17 protein-coding genes and 2 pseudogenes are annotated in these 18,609 nt (G+C 41.0%); 14 read left to right on the top strand and 5 right to left on the bottom strand.

What is annotated here, in order from left to right; translation table 11 throughout:
* Positions 1 to 9: 9 nt before the first annotated feature.
* The 3 genes from EHQ62_RS03170 to EHQ62_RS03160 all read right to left on the bottom strand — a co-directional run bounded on the left by EHQ62_RS03170 (position 10) and on the right by EHQ62_RS03160 (position 4,453).
* Positions 10 to 1,443: an ammonium transporter gene (locus EHQ62_RS03170; protein WP_135640798.1), complete on the bottom strand. Its 1,434-nt coding sequence runs from the start codon at positions 1,441 to 1,443 to the stop codon at positions 10 to 12.
* A 10-nt stretch (positions 1,444 to 1,453) separates the two neighbouring features.
* Entirely contained in the window at positions 1,454 to 3,274 is a 1,821-nt protein-coding gene (locus EHQ62_RS03165; protein ID WP_135640983.1) for a GAF domain-containing SpoIIE family protein phosphatase, read from the bottom strand.
* A gap of 174 nt (positions 3,275 to 3,448) precedes the next feature.
* On the bottom strand, positions 3,449 to 4,453 hold the full coding sequence (locus EHQ62_RS03160) for a hypothetical protein (RefSeq protein ID WP_135640797.1): 1,005 nt from the start codon (positions 4,451 to 4,453) through the stop codon (positions 3,449 to 3,451).
* 47 nt (positions 4,454 to 4,500) lie between these two features.
* On the opposite strand from EHQ62_RS03160, the gene EHQ62_RS03155 reads away from it, so the two are divergent.
* A complete protein-coding gene (locus tag EHQ62_RS03155; RefSeq protein WP_135640796.1) occupies positions 4,501 to 4,929 on the top strand; it encodes a hypothetical protein in 429 nt (142 codons plus the stop codon).
* Between the two features lie 70 nt (positions 4,930 to 4,999).
* Complete coding sequence (locus EHQ62_RS03150) at positions 5,000 to 6,448, top strand: AsmA family protein (RefSeq protein WP_135640795.1); 1,449 nt, start codon at positions 5,000 to 5,002, stop codon at positions 6,446 to 6,448.
* 146 nt (positions 6,449 to 6,594) lie between these two features.
* Here EHQ62_RS03150 and typA read toward each other — a convergent pair whose 3' ends face one another.
* Positions 6,595 to 8,397: a translational GTPase TypA gene (gene typA / locus EHQ62_RS03145; protein WP_039928969.1), complete on the bottom strand. Its 1,803-nt coding sequence runs from the start codon at positions 8,395 to 8,397 to the stop codon at positions 6,595 to 6,597.
* Positions 8,398 to 8,515: 118 nt separating this feature from the next.
* Here typA and rplU point away from each other — a divergent pair, with 118 nt between their 5' ends.
* The 10 genes from rplU to rsfS all read left to right on the top strand — a co-directional run bounded on the left by rplU (position 8,516) and on the right by rsfS (position 15,386).
* Positions 8,516 to 8,824, top strand: a complete 309-nt coding sequence (gene rplU, locus EHQ62_RS03140; RefSeq protein ID WP_135640794.1) for a 50S ribosomal protein L21 — start codon at positions 8,516 to 8,518, stop codon at positions 8,822 to 8,824.
* Complete coding sequence (locus EHQ62_RS03135) at positions 8,825 to 9,154, top strand: ribosomal-processing cysteine protease Prp (protein ID WP_135640793.1); 330 nt, start codon at positions 8,825 to 8,827, stop codon at positions 9,152 to 9,154. It begins immediately after the preceding gene.
* Positions 9,155 to 9,157: 3 nt separating this feature from the next.
* Positions 9,158 to 9,415: a 50S ribosomal protein L27 gene (gene rpmA, locus EHQ62_RS03130; RefSeq protein WP_015678054.1), complete on the top strand. Its 258-nt coding sequence runs from the start codon at positions 9,158 to 9,160 to the stop codon at positions 9,413 to 9,415.
* A 77-nt stretch (positions 9,416 to 9,492) separates the two neighbouring features.
* Positions 9,493 to 10,518 (top strand): GTPase ObgE, encoded by a 1,026-nt coding sequence (gene obgE / locus EHQ62_RS03125; RefSeq protein WP_135640792.1) that lies wholly within the window; start codon positions 9,493 to 9,495, stop codon positions 10,516 to 10,518.
* Positions 10,505 to 11,371: a glutamate 5-kinase gene (gene proB, locus EHQ62_RS03120; RefSeq protein WP_135640791.1), complete on the top strand. Its 867-nt coding sequence runs from the start codon at positions 10,505 to 10,507 to the stop codon at positions 11,369 to 11,371. The genes obgE and proB overlap by 14 nt, the downstream gene beginning before the upstream one ends.
* A 3-nt stretch (positions 11,372 to 11,374) precedes the next feature.
* Entirely contained in the window at positions 11,375 to 12,640 is a 1,266-nt protein-coding gene (locus EHQ62_RS03115) for a glutamate-5-semialdehyde dehydrogenase (protein WP_135640790.1), read from the top strand.
* Between the two features lies 1 nt (position 12,641).
* Positions 12,642 to 13,259 carry a nicotinate-nicotinamide nucleotide adenylyltransferase gene (locus EHQ62_RS03110; protein ID WP_135640789.1) on the top strand — a complete coding sequence of 206 codons (618 nt, stop codon included), beginning with the start codon at positions 12,642 to 12,644 and terminating at the stop codon, positions 13,257 to 13,259.
* On the top strand, positions 13,256 to 13,861 hold the full coding sequence (gene yqeK / locus EHQ62_RS03105; protein ID WP_135640788.1) for a bis(5'-nucleosyl)-tetraphosphatase (symmetrical) YqeK: 606 nt from the start codon (positions 13,256 to 13,258) through the stop codon (positions 13,859 to 13,861). Before EHQ62_RS03110 ends, yqeK begins: the two co-directional genes overlap by 4 nt.
* Positions 13,862 to 15,019: a LytR C-terminal domain-containing protein gene (locus tag EHQ62_RS03100; protein ID WP_135640787.1), complete on the top strand. Its 1,158-nt coding sequence runs from the start codon at positions 13,862 to 13,864 to the stop codon at positions 15,017 to 15,019.
* 1 nt (position 15,020) lies between these two features.
* Entirely contained in the window at positions 15,021 to 15,386 is a 366-nt protein-coding gene (rsfS, locus tag EHQ62_RS03095) for a ribosome silencing factor (protein ID WP_135640786.1), read from the top strand.
* 85 nt (positions 15,387 to 15,471) lie between these two features.
* On the opposite strand, the pseudogene EHQ62_RS03090 reads toward rsfS, so the two are convergent.
* Positions 15,472 to 15,874: pseudogene (locus tag EHQ62_RS03090) on the bottom strand (DUF255 domain-containing protein); the annotation flags it as partial.
* Positions 15,875 to 16,115: 241 nt separating this feature from the next.
* Here EHQ62_RS03090 and EHQ62_RS03085 point away from each other — a divergent pair.
* Complete coding sequence (locus EHQ62_RS03085; RefSeq protein ID WP_135640982.1) at positions 16,116 to 17,675, top strand: TolC family protein; 1,560 nt, start codon at positions 16,116 to 16,118, stop codon at positions 17,673 to 17,675.
* A pseudogene (locus tag EHQ62_RS03080) lies at positions 17,672 to 18,490 on the top strand (M20 metallopeptidase family protein); the annotation flags it as partial. The gene EHQ62_RS03085 and the pseudogene EHQ62_RS03080, both read left to right, overlap by 4 nt.
* Between the last annotated feature and the right edge of the window lie 119 nt (positions 18,491 to 18,609).

Genomic DNA, 18,609 nt, shown 5'->3' with positions numbered 1-18,609 from the left:
GGTCAAGGACTATTTCGAAACAGGATACGCTTCGTTTCCGTGTTCGAGGATATCCAAACCTAACAGTTCTTCTTCTTCGGAAACTCGTAGACCCACCGTCTTTTTGATCAGGTAAAACATAAGTAAACTCACAGGGAATGCCCAAAAGAAAGCTGTGGCCACGCCAATGGCTTGTGCAGCAAACTGAGCGAACCCTGCTCCGTAAAAGAGCCCCGTATCCAAACTGAATAAACCATAAGCCAAAGTCCCCCAGGCCCCACACACCCCGTGGACGGAAACCGCACCCACTGGGTCGTCAATTTTTCGGTTGTCCAAAAAGAGTACGGAAATGATGACAAGGACGCCTGCCACAAGCCCAATGATCACCGAACCAAGAATGCTCACATTATCGCATGGCGCCGTGATCGCCACAAGGCCCGCAAGTCCACCATTCAGTGTCAGCCCAATTTCAGGTTTTTTGAAAAGATACCAAGTGAGGGCCATGGCACTCAGAGCTCCCGCACAGGCTGCCATATGGGTTACCACAGCAATTTTTGCAAAACTCCCCCCTTCAATGGAGGTAGTGGAACCTGGGTTAAACCCAAACCATCCAAACCATAAAATGAAAACACCAAGGGCTGCCATGGACATATTATGACCCAGGATTGGATACACCCTACCGTCAGTTTGGAATTTTCCCATCCTTGGACCTACAACGATGGCACCAGCAAGGCCTGCCCAAGCTCCGATGCTATGGACAACGGTAGAACCTGCAAAATCATGGAACCCAACACCTTCGCCGCCACCAAGTCCAAGAGTTTCTAGAAATCCGGTGGAGATGCCAAGTAAACTCCCCCAGGCAAAAGATCCAAATACTGGATAAATAAAAGCAGTGATGATCACAGAGAAAATCAAATAGGCCGAAAACTTTGTTCGTTCTGCCATCGCCCCTGATACGATCGTTGCCGCCGTTGCTGCAAACACGATTTGGAAGATAAAAAACGTATACTTACTTGGGTCCATGCTCCCATCTTCCGCATTGATCAGAGATTCTGCAAAGGAAGGAACCCCAATCCCAAATCCATCCAATACTTGTGGTCCAAACATAATGGAAAAACCAATGAGCCAGTAGGCGATTGCACCAACGGTGAGGTCGGAGAAGTTTTTCATCAGGATGTTCACCGCGTTTTTAGCTCTCGTAAAACCTGCTTCCACGTAAGCAAATCCAGCTTGCATAAAAAAAACTAAAAAAGCCGCAATACAAGTCCAAACCCAATTGGCTTCTTGTTTTGTTGTTTCGAGCGCTAATTTCGTTTCGGCAAGTGAGGATTTGATATCAGCCAAATCCTTTGCCAAAGATTCAAGGCTTTCTTTCTCTGTAGGTGCAGCTGATTCTGCACCAAGAGTCAAAGTGCCAAATAAAACCATAACCAAAATTGTAAAATAAACTCCGAAATGTTTCATATAACTTTCCTTAACTGGCTTTTTGTGTATGTGATTCTAATCTCAGAAGTGAAGATTTTAATTCTAAACTTTGAGGTGTATTTTTTACGCCTTGTTGCAATACCTTAATTGCTTTTGGTTTCGCATTTTCTTTCAAATAACATTGTGCAAGTAAAATACTTGCCTTCGCAAAACTATGATCACTCGAAAGAGCCATCTTGAGTGCACGTTTTGCTTCTGATATCATTCCTGCTTTGTAGTAAGCCCTACCCATCATAAAATGGGAGGCGGCAGTATTATCACCTGAGGTTCGTAAGTATTCTTCTAAATACCGAATCGCCTCTTTGTATTTGCCGTCGCGGTAATACATTTTGCCGAGAAAAACCAAAATTTCTTTTAAAGAAGAATCAATACTAAACGCTTTCAGCGCTTGTGCATATGCTTCTTCCATTTTCATTTTAGAATTGGATTGTTTCGCTAACTGGATGTAATGCGAAGCTTCAGGAATGGAATCTCCACAATATAAGAAAAGGAAACTCAAATCATCTCCGTTGGGAACTTCCCCTTGGTAGGCACGGAAACGTTTGATAAAGGATGCAGATAATTTTTTTAAATCCACTTTCCCCCGTCCTTCAATGACGAGTTTTTCCCGTTCATCATGTAACCAAGTTTGGATCCTTTCAACACCTACTTCATCTTTTAAGTGGTTTCGCTGTTCACTGAAACCATCAGAAATCAATAGTAAAAAATCACCGGGTTCTAATTTCCCTTGTTTCTCTTCATAATCAGCTTTGCGCACAGGTAAAATTCCAAGAGGAACCCCTTTGGTATCGTATTGGATGAAGGTATCATCAGATGCTTTGTAATGTAACATCCTTTGGTGTCCTGCGTTTACATACCCAAAGGTATAATCACTAAAAATCCGTACCATAAAGGCAGTGAAATACGTGGACTCAGGGAGTTGTTCACGTAACTTTTCGCCTAACTCCTCCATGATTTCTGTAAGCCCAAGACCTGCCATCACCGACCTTCTGAATTGGTGGTGGATTGCCATCGTAACAAGGGCTGCAGGAATTCCATGCCCTGATACATCGATGTTAATCGCTGTTAGCGAGTGGCCTTGTCTGACAATGTCCACTAAATCCCCACTGACTTCCGCCATTGGTTCATAGTGGCTTGCAAAATAGATTCCGTTCCATGCACTTAAGTCTTGAGGTAAGATTTGGCTTTGGACATTGCGACCCATTTTCAAATCCCATTCTAATTGGTTGAGGATGGCAGCTTCTCTTGCCCTTGCTGTCACAAGCCCTTCAATGAGGCGGACACCATACAAAGCGAGCGCAAGTTGAGAAGTGAGTGCTTCTAGAATTTCCAAATCATCGATGATGTAAAAGTTCTCCCTTTCACTTTCCACCGCAAGGGTTCCTAAAATTTCCTCTTTTTGCATGATGGGAACACACATAACCGATTTGGTTTTTTCCCCCTCATCAAAGTAATGTGCTGACCTTGATAAATCATTTACGAGGATGGGTTCTTTTGTTTCGAAAACTGTTCCCGAATACCCTTCTCCACTGTTTAAATTCCTTCGTGGGGGTTCTGTTTCTTTTACAAATTTTACAGGGACTAAATATTCACCGTCCCATAACCGGAGTGTGGTGTTATCCGATTCAAAAATCTCCTGACAAATCAGGATGACCTTGGAAAAGAGTTGGTCTTCTCTATCTAAGTTGGCAAATTCTTTGGAGATATAAAGGAGGATTGCAATTTTATCTTTATCTGTTAATCCTCCCACAACTTTGTTCTGTCCGCGGAAGTTGACGAGCATTCGTTTGGAAACTTTGAAATCAACCATATTGGATACCTTTCTTACATTGATGCAAGTATCGTACCGACGATGCATCTCGCCTAAAGAAGTCAAATTATCCTATATTTCTCTACAAACTGGAGAAATTCTGTGCAAATCGTCTTGGGAGTGTTTATGGAAAACAACCAAAATGCTTATAAAATAAACAAATGGTGTTCGTATTTAGAATTGGGCTTGGAGTTGGACTGCCATTCTGGATTCGGCACCTTCCCTTTCGTGTACACTGAGTCCCGATCTTTGCAAGGAAACTGTATATAGATACCCTTCCCCAAACCAAGTTGGAAATAAGGCACCAGCAAAACCCAATGAAGCCGTATAAAATCCACGTAATTCCGTTTCCATTCGAATTTCCCTTCCAACACCAGTTATAAATTGGAATACATCTTGTTTTCCGATCGCCAAACTTACGTTACCCGAATACATTGTCCGAATTGGGTATGAGATGTATTGGTTTGCATTGTTTAAATTGACACTGGTCCTTTCGTAAAATTTCCGAGAGAACTCTAGTTGTAAATCTACCCAATCATTCCATTGGTATCCAAATCCAACTAATGCCCGTTCGGGGAGTTTTTCTTTAAGTCGTTCGGAACCTAAGTATTCATCAAATCGATACTTACCAGGAGATTCGAGTAAGATTCCAAGTCGAAAGTTTTCATATTGGATGGCGGTGGAAAGAGAGACATTCCAGGAATACGAACTATAGCCCCCCAATCGTCCCGAGACACTTGGGCCAATTTGGAGACCAAAACTTATATAGGGACTTACTTTCCAGTTGGCAAAAGTTTGGAACGCATAATTCGAATATCGTTCATCAGAAGGAAAGGAACGTAAGTAAACTGGTTTTCCTCGGAGGCCAAATCCTAAAGAGTCTGAAAACGAATAATAACCTGCACCAGATATGTACAAGGGAGAACCTTTTCCATTCGCATGACTACCGTTTAGCGAAACATCCATAATGTGTTTTGATTGGTATGATAAAAAGGCAGTGTTTCCATACAAACTTCCCATTTGGTTCTTTGTGACAACACCTTGGGAAGACAAACCTAATAAATAGGCAGATGGATAGGCGACATCGTATCCAGTAATCTGAGCCCAAATCGAAAAAAAAGGTAAAACAGAGAGAGAAAAAAGGAAAAAGGCCCGAACCCATTTTGATTTGAAAATCATTTACTGCCATTCCTTCATAGATTTACTGGAAAGAAAAGGGATTTCTCATGACAAAACCAATGTACAAACAATTTCGTTCCCCCCAAGGTTGGTACTCTTTCCTTTTTCCCGTTACTTGGGAACATATGGTTGTGGAAGAGATTCCTGCTTTTTTCCACCCTGATGGTGGTGGTGCCTTACAGGTGTATGCCTTTGAATCCAAAGCCGAACACTTCGACATTGACAAAGAACTGGAGAACTACTTAAAAATTCATGAAATAGATTATGACCCAGAAAAAGTAGCGGTATTTGAAAACAACGAAGGTTCGTCGATCCGTGCTTGTGAATTCATGAGGGAAGACAGAGTGTGGATGGTGTATATGGTTGCCAATAAGGAAAGAATGATTTTACTCACCTACAATTCCGACGAAGAAGTCGGAGATGAACTTTTCCAACAATTAACCAATATCATCAGTTCTGTCAGATTTTTAAGCTAAATTCTACTTTACAGATTCCTAAATCTCTATAGTTTCTAGTCCACCGTTTTAGTTGGAATTAGGAGTCACCATGAAAAAAATAGGTTATGGAATTGGCGCATTTTTTGGCGCAATTCTTCTAATCATTATCATTGCATTTGTTTTGGCTGGGAGTATCATCACTCCAAGTTTCCTTGTAAAACAAATCGAATCATCCCTAAATGTTCGTGCCCATGTCGAAAAAGTAAATATCAATCTCTTCAATGTTTTATCGGGGATAGAAATCGAAGGCATCATCCTTGCCCCAAGGGATGAAGTCGCAAACAAAGGCACTCCTCTCGATGAAAGGAAATCAAAACCGAAAGGTACGATCCAATTAGGCAAAGTGGATGTCAAAATTTCTTTCCTTGCTCTATTGACAAAAACAGTAAAAGTGAACAAACTGGTGTTAAAGCAGCCAGAAATTTCCCTTACAATGAATGAAGATGGGGGGAATAATTTAACTTCTCTTTTCAAAACGCCTAAAATTGTGGATGGGGAAAAAAATCCAGCCCTATCCCCCGAGGCCTTAGCTGAGAAAAAAGCTGCCGAGGAAGAAGAAGCAAAAGAAAAAGCAAGTGCTCCTCCTTCGGGTCCCTTTTCCATCAAAGATGTTCCCATTGCCATTAAAATGGGACTTGTTGGGATCCAAGAAGGGAACATCCAAGTCAATATGCGTAAAACAGGACAACAAATCCTTGTTCAAAAATTAGATTTAGAAATTACTGATATTGATATTGATGGCAGTGATCTCGCTTCGCATAACAGTCTAGATGTGAACTTTGATGCAGATGTTACGATCATTGGAAGGAATAAAAAAGAAGCAGCAAAGTTTTTACTCGAAACCGGTGGAAAGGTCACACCGTTTGTCGTAAAAACAGGACTCGTAAATCCAAAAGTAATGTATGAAGTCACTATGAAAGAGGATTCGTTTCTTTCTGGATTTGCTGCATTTGATGCCATCGCTGGGGAGTTACCTGCGATGAACCAAGCCGGTCTCAAACTTGATAAATTAAAAGAAAAAGCCGAACTAAAAAAAGACGTCAGTTTTAAGGTAGAATATAGCAACGGTAAGGTTACTTTTCTTGACGAACCTACGTTCCCAACAAAGAACTACGATCTACAAATCACAAAGGGATCGTACATCGTCACCACAACCAATTACCATGAAATGAGAATGGGAATGTTGTATGACGAAGATGAGTCCAAAAAATCCCTCGCTTCTGTAGATGAAAAAATCAAACAAGCCACAAAAGGCCAAGGGGACCCCAAAGCACTCCGCAATAAAATTGTAGGGAATTTGGTAAAGGATGACCGCTTGTTCATTCCCTTTCGCACCTATGGAGATATCCGTAATCCCAATGTAGAACTGGGAGTGGGTCTCGGTACCCTTACGGATCTCATTGGTGGGGCAGTAAAAGAAGTGATCAAAGGGAAAGCTGGTGATGCTTTGAAAAAAATCCCTGGTGCGGGTGATGCCTTAAAAGGACTAGGATTCTAACAAAATAGATCAAAAGTCCTTCACCACTCCGCTTTAGCACAAAAAAAGGGACCAAAGAGTTTGATCTTTTTGGTCCCTTTTTTGTTCCCAAGACACTGGCCCTTAAGCCAAAGCATCTTGGTTTTGTTTTTTTAAATAAACGTTCGTTACTTATTCGACCTTTTTCTCATGTTGGAATCCAACACCTTTTTACGGAGTCGTAGGCTTTGAGGAGTGACTTCTAACAATTCATCGTCATCCAAAAATTCAATCGATTGTTCCAAGGTAAGTTTTTTCGGTGGCACAAGGCGGATGGCTTCGTCCGAGCCAGAAGCCCTAACGTTTGTGAGTTTTTTCTCACGCACTGGGTTTACTTCCAAATCAGAATCCCTGCTGTTCATTCCAAGGATCATACCCGGGTAAACTGCTACTTGTGGTTCAATGAAAAGGTCTCCACGTTCTTGCACTTTCCAAAGCGCATACGCTGTCGATTCACCGGAATCCATAGAGATAAGGGCTCCGTTTTTACGACCAGGAATTTCTCCCTTATATTTATCAAATCGAAGGAATCGGCTAGACATAACCCCTTCTCCTCGCGTTTCCGAGATGAAATGGCCTCTAAATCCGATGATCCCTCTGGTTGGAATGATGTATTCCACACGAGTGATCCCTGAAGTATGGGCGTCCATTCCTGTGAGTTCCCCTTTCCTGCGGTTTAGCTCCTGGATGACAGCACCTGTGTACTGGTCAGGTAAGTCCATGACTAAGGTTTCGTAAGGTTCGATTTTTTCACCAGCTTCATTGTGTTTGATGATCACTTCAGGTCTCGATACTTGGAGTTCGTAACCTTCTCGTCTCATGTTTTCAATGAGGATGGATAAGTGGAGTTCTCCACGTCCTAAAATTTTAAAACGATCTTTGTCTTCTGTTTCTTCCAAACGGAGTGCTACGTTTGTTTCCAGTTCTCGGTCAAGGCGTTCGCGGAGGTTACGCGTTGTGACGAACTTCCCTTCTTTCCCAGCAAATGGTGAGTTGTTGACCATAAAGAACATGGATACCGTTGGCTCTTCTACTTGGATGGCAGGGAGAGGGAGTGGATTTCCTAAATCACAAACAGTATCCCCAATGAATACGTCTGGGATTCCAGCCATCGCAACGATATCACCTGAACCAGCTTCGTCGATTTCGTAACGAGTGAGGCCTTCGTATCCGTAGAGTTTTGTGATTTTATAATTGGCAGTGGTTCCATTGGTTTTCGCAAGGGTAACATCTGCCCCTTTTTTCATGGTTCCTTGGTAGATTTTACCAATGGCGATACGACCCACATATTCATTATAATCAAGTGCTGTGACTTGGAATTGGAGTGCTTTGTCGCTGTCTCGTTTTACAGGTGGCACATGGGCGAGGACTTTATCAAGGATTGGTTCAATGTTCACACCTGGAACTTCAGACAAATCATTCACTGCCCAACCTTGTTTTGCAGATGCATACACAATCGGGAAGTCTAACTGCTCTTCCGTGGCACCGAGGTCACTAAACAAATCAAATACTTTGTCCACCGAGTAACCAGGCCTTGCCCCTTCACGGTCTACTTTGTTCACAACTACAATTGGTTTGTGACCAAGTTGCAGTGATTTTCCAAGGACGAAACGAGTTTGTGGCATCGGTCCGTCAAAAGCATCGACAAGTAAGAGTGTACAGTCTGTCATGGACAGAACTCGTTCTACTTCCCCTCCGAAGTCAGCGTGGCCTGGAGTGTCTACGATATTAATGCGTGTGCCTTTGTACTTTACCGAAGTGTTCTTGGCAAGGATCGTGATCCCTTTTTCTTGTTCCAAAGCGTTGGAATCCATGATTCTTTCTCGGTCTTCTTTTGCGGTTACGGCGCCCGTATGGCGAAGGATACAATCTGTGAGTGTCGTCTTACCGTGGTCGACGTGTGCGATGATGGCTATGTTGCGAATTTCCATTGTTTTTACCAGAAATTCTAATCCAGTTAGGCTGTAAATGGGGATTTCAGTTTGACAAGAGGTGCCTGTCAGAAATCCTGGTAAGAACTACATTCGAGAAAGAGATTAGGATAGTTATATGTTCGCCATCATTGAACTTGGAGCCAAACAATTTAAAGTGTCTCCTGACCAGGTATTCGTCGCAGAAAAAACAGGAAACTCGGTTGGAAGCACAGTAGAAACGAAAGTCCTACTCCTTTCCGATAATAACAAAGTGAACATCGGTTCCCCAGCATTGTCTGGTGCCAAAGTCACTTTGAAGGTATTAGAAGACTGTAAGGGTGATAAAATCCACGGTTTCAAATACAAAAAAAGAAAGAACTACAAGAAGTCTTGGGGTCACAGACAACAACTCCAAAAACTGCAAGTTGTTTCGATCAGCGGTTAATTGATTTATAGTACAATTTTTAAAGATTTAGGAGGGAAAGTCGCAGGGTTCCAACTAGAAGGGCATTCTCCATCGAACTTTGGTTCGAAAGGCGAAAACCTATTGTGTGCAGGGGTATCCACTCTAGTCCAGAGTGCTCACTCGTTTCTCGCATCACAAGGCAGTTTGGAATCAGAAACAAAACGAGACGGTTATCTATCGTTTTTAGTCAAAGAGAACCAAAGGGATGGTTTCCAAAACCTACTCCTCATGGTGGAATTTGGACTGAGAAGTATAGAACACTCTCATGCATCTGCGATTTCCATCCACGACGAACTAATAAAGGGGTAAACAATGGCTACAAAAAAAGGTGGTGGATCCACAAAGAACGGTCGTGATTCGGTATCAAAAAGACTTGGTGTTAAAGTTTATGGTGGCCAACAAGCAATTGCTGGGAACATCATCGTTCGCCAAAGAGGGACTGAATACAAACCTGGAAAAAACGTAGGGATTGGTCGTGACCATACCTTGTATGCACTCGTTGACGGGGTTGTGACTTTCGAACATGTAACCAAAGAAAGACAACAAATTTCCGTTTACCCGAAAGCTTAATCCTCTCCCACAAATGAGAGGACAAAACCCGTTTTAGGATCTCCCTTAAACGGGTTTTTTTTTGACCAAAGGATGATATGAGCGGATTTATCGACGAAGTACCCATTCAAATTCGAGCCGGACACGGAGGGGCAGGTTCTGTCCATTTCCACAAAGAGAAGTTTGTTGAATTTGGTGGGCCCGATGGTGGTGACGGAGGCAAAGGTGGTGATGTGATCTTCGTTGCGGAAGGTCGTATGATGACTTTGGAAAATTACCTACCCGATCGGATGTACGCGGCCCAAGACGGAGAACCTGGCCTTGGACAAAACCGAAATGGAAAAAATGGTGAAGACCTCATTCTCAAAGTTCCCATTGGAACCCAGATCATTGATGCTGTGACAATGGAGCTGATTTATGATTTCAGTTTTGACGGCGAGAGTTTTACTATCGCAACCGGCGGACGCGGTGGAAAAGGGAATACATTTTTTAAAACCTCTGTCCAACAAGCCCCGCGTTATAGCCAACCTGGGGAAGACGGTGGCGCATTTTCCTTACGATTAGAATTAAAATTATTAGCTGATATTGGGATCGTAGGCCTTCCCAATGCAGGGAAATCGACTTTACTTGCTAAAATTACCCATGCACATCCTAAAATTGCGGGTTATGCATTCACGACTCTTTCACCGAACCTTGGTGTGGTGCATAGACATGAAGATTTATTTCGTTATACAGTAGCAGATATCCCTGGAATTATCGAAGGGGCATCGCGCGGTGTGGGACTTGGGATCAGTTTTTTAAAACACATTGAACGGGTCCAAGGGATTTTATTTCTTTTTGATGGCGGGAATTTACAACTGGAAGAAGAATTGGAAATGTTACGAAGTGAACTTGGGAATTATAATACTTCCCTTCTCCAAAAAAAATTCCTTCTTGTGATCAACAAAATGGATATATGGGACAATGATCCAAGTTTCACGGAAGATATCCAAAAAAAGTATTCTCACCTCGGTGAAATCATTTGTATTTCAGCAGACAAAGAATTGAATTTAGATTCCTTACTGGAACGAATCGACAAGGTATTTTTTCCCGAAAAAGCAAAGTTAGTTTATGAAAACACGTAAGGATTTTTTAGATTCCATAAAGAAAGCAAAACTCATTGTTGTCAAAATCGGAAGCGCACGTGTTTCCGGTGAAGAAACCAAAATTAATGATTTTTTATATGATTTAGTGGGTGACATTCGGTCTCTGCGTGACCAAGGAAAGGAAGTCATCCTTGTTTCCTCTGGGGCGATTGCGCAAGGGAAAAAACTTTTAGTTGAAAAAAGTGGACCAGACCTAATTCCCAATGGAAAAACCACTTTAGCGGAAAAGCAAGCCTTTGCTGCCATGGGCCAAAACAAACTCCTGAATCTTTACGAAAGTTTTTTCAGTCGAGTGAATGTGCCCATTGCACAAATCCTATTTGGAAGAAAAGACTTAAACGAAGAAAAAAGTTTTTCTAACCTCAAACAAACCTTTCGACAACTTCTCGACTGGGGAATTTTACCGATCGTAAATGAAAATGATTCTGTTTCCACAGAAGAAATCAATTTGGGAGATAACGATATCCTGTCAGCCATAGTCGCATCCATTGTGGGAGCAGACCTCCTCCTTATCCTCACCGGTGTGGATGGATTTTTAAATGGAAAAGAAAAAATCGATTTATTCACCGAAATCTCCAAAGAAACAGAAGCGCTTGCGACGGGACCATCTGGACCTGGAACAGGTGGAATGTTTACAAAAATCAACGCCGCCAAACTGTTGTTACCTTTTGGTATCAAAACTGGCATTGTCAATGGAGAAACAAAACATGCAATTGCAGAATTTTTTACAAAGGAATCATTTGGGACTTTGATAGCCAATGGGAATTATCCCCATCGTATTCCCACTTCTTCCGAAATCCAATCCCACTTCTTTTCATTTCAGGCGGAGTAAATTATGGCTTTAGACGATACCACTTATGCAAAATCAATTGCCACTAAAACAAAATTGGCAAGCCGTGCTTTAAAACAACTTACCACCTTACAAAAGAATGCGGTTTTGCAAAAAATGGAAGTTCTATTACTAACAAATGAATCGGAAATCATTCAAAAGAACCAAATCGACTTACAAAATGGAAAAGAAAAAAATCTTTCATCTTCTATGATGGATCGATTGTTACTCGATTCGAAACGAATTAAGGCCATGGCAAAAAGTATTGAGGAAATACGAAACCTACCAGATCCAGTTGGAGAAGTGGTGCGAGGGACAATCCTACCCAATGGTCTAGAACTACTCACCAAACGAGTTCCTATTGGTGTAGTGATGACAATTTTTGAATCAAGACCAAACGTGATTGTAGACATAGCTTCCTTATCTTTTAAATCGGGGAATGCTTGTATCTTACGCGGTGGCAGTGAGGCATTTCATTCGAATTTGATCCTATCTTCCTTATTCCACAAAGCCATCGAAGAATCCAATTTGCCAGGCATTACCAAAGATGTTGTGAGTTTTGTCGAAAATACAAATCGAGAAGCAATGGTTCCCTTTTTCCAAATGGATGACCTGATTGATGTCATTGTTCCACGTGGTGGGGAAGCACTCATTCGTTTTGTTTCGGAAAATAGTAAAATTCCTGTCATCAAACATGACAAAGGTGTTACCAATTTATATTTATCAAACAAAGCAAATTCAGACATAGTACTTCCCATTCTCATCAATTCGAAAGTACAAAGACCTGGGGTTTGTAATGCTTTGGAGAATTTATTCATTCATAAAGATTACCCAAACATCAAACAATTATTACAGGATTTGGAGTCGGCGGGAATCCAGGTTTTGGGTGACGCATCGATTACAAAACTTTTGCCAACGGCAAAACAAGCCTCAGAGGAAGATTTTTATACTGAGTTTTTGGACACGAGACTCAGCATCAAACTAGTCGATTCTGTCACGGATGCCATGGAAAACATCCAAAAGTTTAGTTCGGGCCACACGGAATGCATTGTCTCTGAAGACGTATCCGAGATCCAAACATTCCAACAAGGATTGGACAGTGCTGCCATTTTTGTAAACTGTTCCACCCGATTTCATGATGGTGGTGAATATGGGCTTGGTGCAGAAGTTGGAATTTCAACAGGAAAACTACATGTGCGAGGTCCTATGGGGCTCATCCACCTAACTACTACGACAACTTATGTAACAGGGAAAGGTCAAGTCCGAGGGTAAAATGGATGTGATTTTGTTTGGTGGAAGTTTCAATCCCCCTCACATTGGGCATAGGCATGTGATCTCCATCTTACAAAAAGAATTCCCAAACGCGAAAATCTATATTTGTCCCAATTCCGTATCCCCCTTCAAACAAAATGTAAAAAAGTTTTCAAAGGAAGAAGTTTGGAATTTGTGCAAAACTGAATTTGAATCTCTACTTTCCACCAGGGTTCTACTTTGGGACGAAGAAATTAAACAAAATCAAATTAGTTATACCATCGATACCTTGAAGGCATTAAAAATAAGAGAGCCAGATAAAACAATTTCCCTTGTGATGGGAGAAGACAATCTGCCCTCCTTTGACAAATGGAAATCTTACGAAGAGATTTTAAATAGTATCCAATCGTTAATTGTGGTTCGGCGATTTACTCCCCATCCTTTGCCAATACAAATTCCAACGAGCCTACCGATGGGTAAACTCTTGGTTTTAAACAATCCGATCCGCTCGATGAGTAGTAGTGAATTAAGAGAAAAACCTGGCTCTTCCTGGGAAAAGGATTCGGTAAAACCAAAAACGAAAGATTTATTTGATGCTTATTCCAACGAAACAAATTTTAGAGATCCAACCCTTTTATGAGTCGTATTCATACCAAATCCACAGAGGAATGGATTCAGTTTTTTGAAGCGGAAGTCCCTAACCATGTAACAGAAAACCGGTGGGAACATATCAAACGAGTGGCAAATTTTGCAAATCAATTGGCGGAAGTTCATGGTTTCCCTGATCCCAAAAGAGCTTACTTGGCAGGGCTTATCCACGACACCACCAAACAAAAGCATTGGGAAGTGCACGAAACTTTATTTTCTGAATTTTCTTTGAATGTAGACGGGATTCCTCGGCAGGCCTATCATGCGTATTCCGTTCCCTTATTTTTACAAAGGGAATTTGGATTTTATGACAAAGAAATCCATTCTGCCATCCAAAACCATACTTTAGGCAGTGAGAGTCCCTCACTCCTCGACCAAATCGTTTATGCAGCCGATTTTTTGGGTTCCGATTATTGCCAAAAACAAACTGAGTTACCAAATTGGATTCAAAAAACGAAAGAAAACTTATATTTTGGGATTTTTATGAAAGCATTCCAGACAATCTCCTTTCTCATGGAAAAAAAAGAAGTCATCCATCCTAATACATTTTTTACATACAATCATGCATTACAATCGCTAAAGGAAACCAAATAGATGTTACGCGAAGCTCCCAAAAAACAAACGATCCCTGCAAAAACACTTTTGATAGCAGCAGGTTCCTTTTTTTTATTTGCCTTAATTTTTTTAGTGCTGAAATCAAAAACTGGATTTTCACTCGATCAAAAATTTGCACAAAGCAAACGAATGCCGATTCTTTTCTCCGTCCTTGGTGATAAAGATGAATATCTTTTTTCTATATATGCTGAATTTTATCCCAATGAAAAAAAGGCAGCACTTTTTTTTGTTAATCCTAAAACGAGTTTTGATGATGGTGAAAAATCCTTAAAGGAAAAAGGGAATGGAGCTCCTTCCTATGTAGAATCCGTGCTTGAGGATACTTTGGATTCCAATATTCCGTTTAAGATTGTTTGGACAAAAGAACAGTTTCAAAATTGGATCAATTTGCTTGGTGGATTGCATTTATTCTTCGAACCAAAATCATTACACATAACACAAAACTATTCTAGGAACAAAGAATCTTATCTATTGGATGGCCAGGATTGTTTTGATTGGATGAGTTCTTTGGCTGATGATTCCATTTTATCTTACTTTCGTAGATTAGAAATTCAAGAAACGGTAATGTTGACACTTTTTGAAACGATCCATGAAAAAAGAGATTTAATTGGAAAACAAAAACTCGTGTACCTCCATAGCCAAATGACAACCAACATGTCTCAAAAAGAATGGGAAACGTTTTTCGATTTCTTAAAAAAAGAAAAACTTCAATTTGGTGTCTCTGAAGTGCCTGGCGAACCGGTAGCTCGTTTGAAATTGAAAGACCAAGTCATAAAGGCAAACGAAGAGACAATCAAAGTTGCTTTTTTTAAATTTTCCAGTGATTTGCGTTCCCCAACATTTGCAGAAGGAGAACGTGCTCGGATTGAAGTCTTAAATGGAACTTCAAAAAATGGACTTGCCAAATATGGAAAAGTATTACTCAATGATAAGGGTCTGAAAGTACTCACCGTTGAAAACGCCTGGGATTCAAATTTTAAATCCACAGTCATCCTAAACCGATCCGGAAATACCCATTATACAGATATGATCTCAGATACTTTCCAAGGAAGAAAGGTATTCTTTTCCCTTCGGAAGGATTTAGGCTTGGATGCTACTGTTATTGTTGGGGAAGACTTTCAAAATTCCAAGGATTAAAATGCCAAACATCAGCGCGGAAACATTAGAACATTTAAAAAAAATCAAACAAACGTTAGTTGAGAAAAAATGTGAAAACATTCAGTTTCTTGATTTAAAAGATGTGCATTCTTATTTATCTCTTTTTGTCATTGCTTCTGTCAAAACCGAAACTCAAGGTAGGTCTTGTGCCAAAGAAATCGATAAATACATGAAACCATTAAAACTCGCGGTCAAACGCCAAAATTTTGCGGATTTACCAAAAGATGCAACGGGTTGGATTTTACTCGACTACGGTGAAATTTGTGTCCATATCATGACGGACGAGATGAGAACTTATTACTCACTGGACCGACTTTGGGGGGATGCAAGCCCTATTTCTATATAAGGGCGATGGTTTCTTCCCATATCTCTGCGGGTGAGTTCACAATAGAAGTTTTGGCATACATAATCAGGGATTCCATTCCCTACCTATAACGATTTTCGGGTGGGAAATAAGTACCATCTAGGATTGGTTCTCTTTTGGGAGTGAGGAACAGATGCAAGAGGCCAACCACCTTGCGTTCCCATGGCATAATGGGCATCCATATAAATTTTATCTATGTCTGGACTTCTTCTCTGTCTAACTTGATGCATACGAAGTCACGGTTTAAAAGTTCTGCGGTGGATGGGTCTTCAAAGGATTCCCTTTCCATCACATGACACCCATGACAGGTTGAATATCCTAGGACAAAAGGATGATTTTATCTTCCTTTTCGGCTGTTTCAAAAGCCTCATTTCCCCAGGGAACCAATCGACAGGATTGTGTGCATGTTGTAACAAAGAAGGACTTTTTTCATGGACCAATCGATTCGGTTTTTTAGACAAATTCGCCACAATGTTCTCCTAGAAAATAGGCATTCCCACCCAAGCTTTTTGCAATTTCGGTTGATTGACAAGATTGATTTTTTCATCTTGTTCTAGTAAGGGGTTCAAAAGGTTTCCATTGAAAGTGTATCAATTTTTTTCCCCACCATTTGCCATAAATTCTCGAAAGTTGACCAGCTGGTTAATATCTTTAAGTCTTTTCAGTTTACCAATCTTTGCAGAAACCGATTTTGATGATGAAATCAAAAGGATGCAACTTGCCCAATGGGAAAATGGAGAGGTGCTGCCTTCGGAGTTACAAGGCACTGGTCCCAAAAAACTTCGGTTGTCCATTGCCCAAGCAATTGAACAAGTCATCGAAAACAACACCATCGTACAAAATGCAAAATTAGAAATCGTAAAAGCGGATAGCCCAGAGTGGAAAAACGAATCTAAATTTTCATGGAAGGCTCTTGCAAGCATCCAATCCGCAAAACAATTATTACCAAACAATCGAAACAACGTCTTTGCCGGAACCATCAGGTCCCAAGACCGTATTGCCGCAGGGGTTGAAAAACAATTTAGAACCGGTACGTATTTCAAAACAGAGATTAGCACCGTGCGTTACGACGTAAATGCGTTTGAAAATCCAGACCCTGCGACAGCTGGATTTGCTAGTCTCCTGGCAGCTCCTCCCATGTACACAGGTGCCCTTTCTGTCACCCTTTCCCAAGAACTTTTGAAGTATGGATTTGGAAAAACCGAGGAAGACAAAGAAAAATTACTGAAAAACCAAACATTACTCGTTCGTGAAAATTACATCAATACCCTCACCCAACTTGTGGTAAAGATTTTAGTCGATTATTGGTCTTTGAGCATTGTTGATTCTCGGATTGCTACTTACGAAAAGGTTTCTAAAAACACGGAAGAGATCCGTCGGTTGACCTTACGAAAAACAGGACTTGGGCTTTCAGAAGGTTTTGAAGTGAACCAATGGAACCAAGCGTATCTAAAAACCCAATCCCTTCTTGAAAAAGCAAAAGTAGATCGGATTGAAGCGGAACGGAACTTAATTCGTATTTTAAATGTAGATACGGCTTCCTCAATTGAAGGTGTTACGGATTTAAGTGAAACCTTACCCACTGGAATCAATCTTAAAAATGATAAAGAGTATGCACTTTCCCATCGAACTGATTATCTGATATTAAAACGCGAAAGAGAGATCGCAAAACTCGCGTTAAAGACAGCACTAGCAGAAGATGACCCATCTCTCCTTGCAACGGTATCTTATAGTTCCATTGGACAAAACTTTTTATCTCCCCAAGAAAACTTCATTGCTAGGCAACGTGGGGTCACCTCCTTCCTTTATCCGCAAATCAATGCCGAATTAAAAATGTCATACCCTTTATGGGATTTAGGGATCAAAGCAGGGATTCGGGATGCAGAAACCAATCTAAAAGTGAACGAACTCAAAATCCAAAACTTAGAACAAGAAATTGAACAAGAAATCGAAATTCGTTACGAAGCTCTGGTTGCAAGCCATGCACTTTTAAAAGACTTACTCAAAACGAAACGTGAAACGGAAATTTTTTACAACGGGCTTATGGAACGATTCAAACAAGGTCGATATACAGCGGTCAATGTAAAAAATGCATTGGATAGTTTGGCAAATACGGAGCTTGCGGTCACCCAAGCCAAAATCAATTTTAATATCAATTTGGTTCGTTATGAGTTGGCGAAAAATTCACTTTTTGAAAAGTATGGACTAGACCTCTATTCCATCTTGGAAGAAGTCGAAAAACGTGCCAAACTTGAAACAGACAAATTATGAAACCCTTTCCCACTCATAGAAAAGACGAAATGGTTCGTTACAGACGAACCTTCCATGCAAACCCTGAACTCAAATACGAAGAAAGGGAAACTGCCCATTTTGCAAAAACCCATTTAGAATCATTGGGTTTCCAAGTGGAAGAAGGAATTGCAGAAACTGGACTTGTCGCACTTTTTGATTCGGGAAAACCGGGAAAAACCATTTTGGTGCGGGCTGATATGGATGCCCTTCCCATTCACGAAGAAAATACACATTCATACAAAAGTAAAACAGACGGGAAAATGCATGCTTGTGGGCATGACGGGCATACGAGCATCTTACTTGCGTTATCATCTGATCTAAAAAATGATTTCCAAAGTTTTGTTCCCAAGGGTCGAGTTTTACTTTGTTTCCAACCAGCCGAAGAAGGTGGTTCTGGTGCCGACAGGATGATCGCTTCAGGAATTTTAGATCGTTACAAAGTGGATGCTGTTTTTGCCCTTCATGTTTGGAATCATATCGATCTTGGCAAGGTGGGTGTGGTAAACGGAACCATGATGGCTTCGGTTGACGAATTTAAAATCACTGTGCAAGGTACTTCAGGCCACGGGGCTATGCCACAACATACCGTTGATCCAATCGTTGTGGGAAGCCATCTTGTCACCGCATTGCAAACATTAGTTTCAAGGAATGTTGATCCTTTGGAACCTTGTGTTGTGACAGTTGGTTCATTTCATGCAGGGAATGCCTTTAATGTTATTCCGGAGACTGCCGTTTTACATGGAACAGTGAGAACGTATTCCAAATCAATGTTTGCTCCAAATCCTAATCCGATTTGTTCCACCAATTGTTTCATTTTTTTAGGGACCATTTCATAAACTGATTTGGAATACGTTCTCACTGTTCCATGTAAAACGGCAGTCTCCGGAATAACATTAAAGGCATTCCCTGCATG

This window comes from Leptospira jelokensis, from assembly GCF_004769635.1.
Lineage (GTDB): Bacteria > Spirochaetota > Leptospiria > Leptospirales > Leptospiraceae > Leptospira_A > Leptospira_A jelokensis.
Note: the sequence above shows the minus strand (reverse complement) of the source record. Positions and strands in the feature narration are given on the sequence as shown.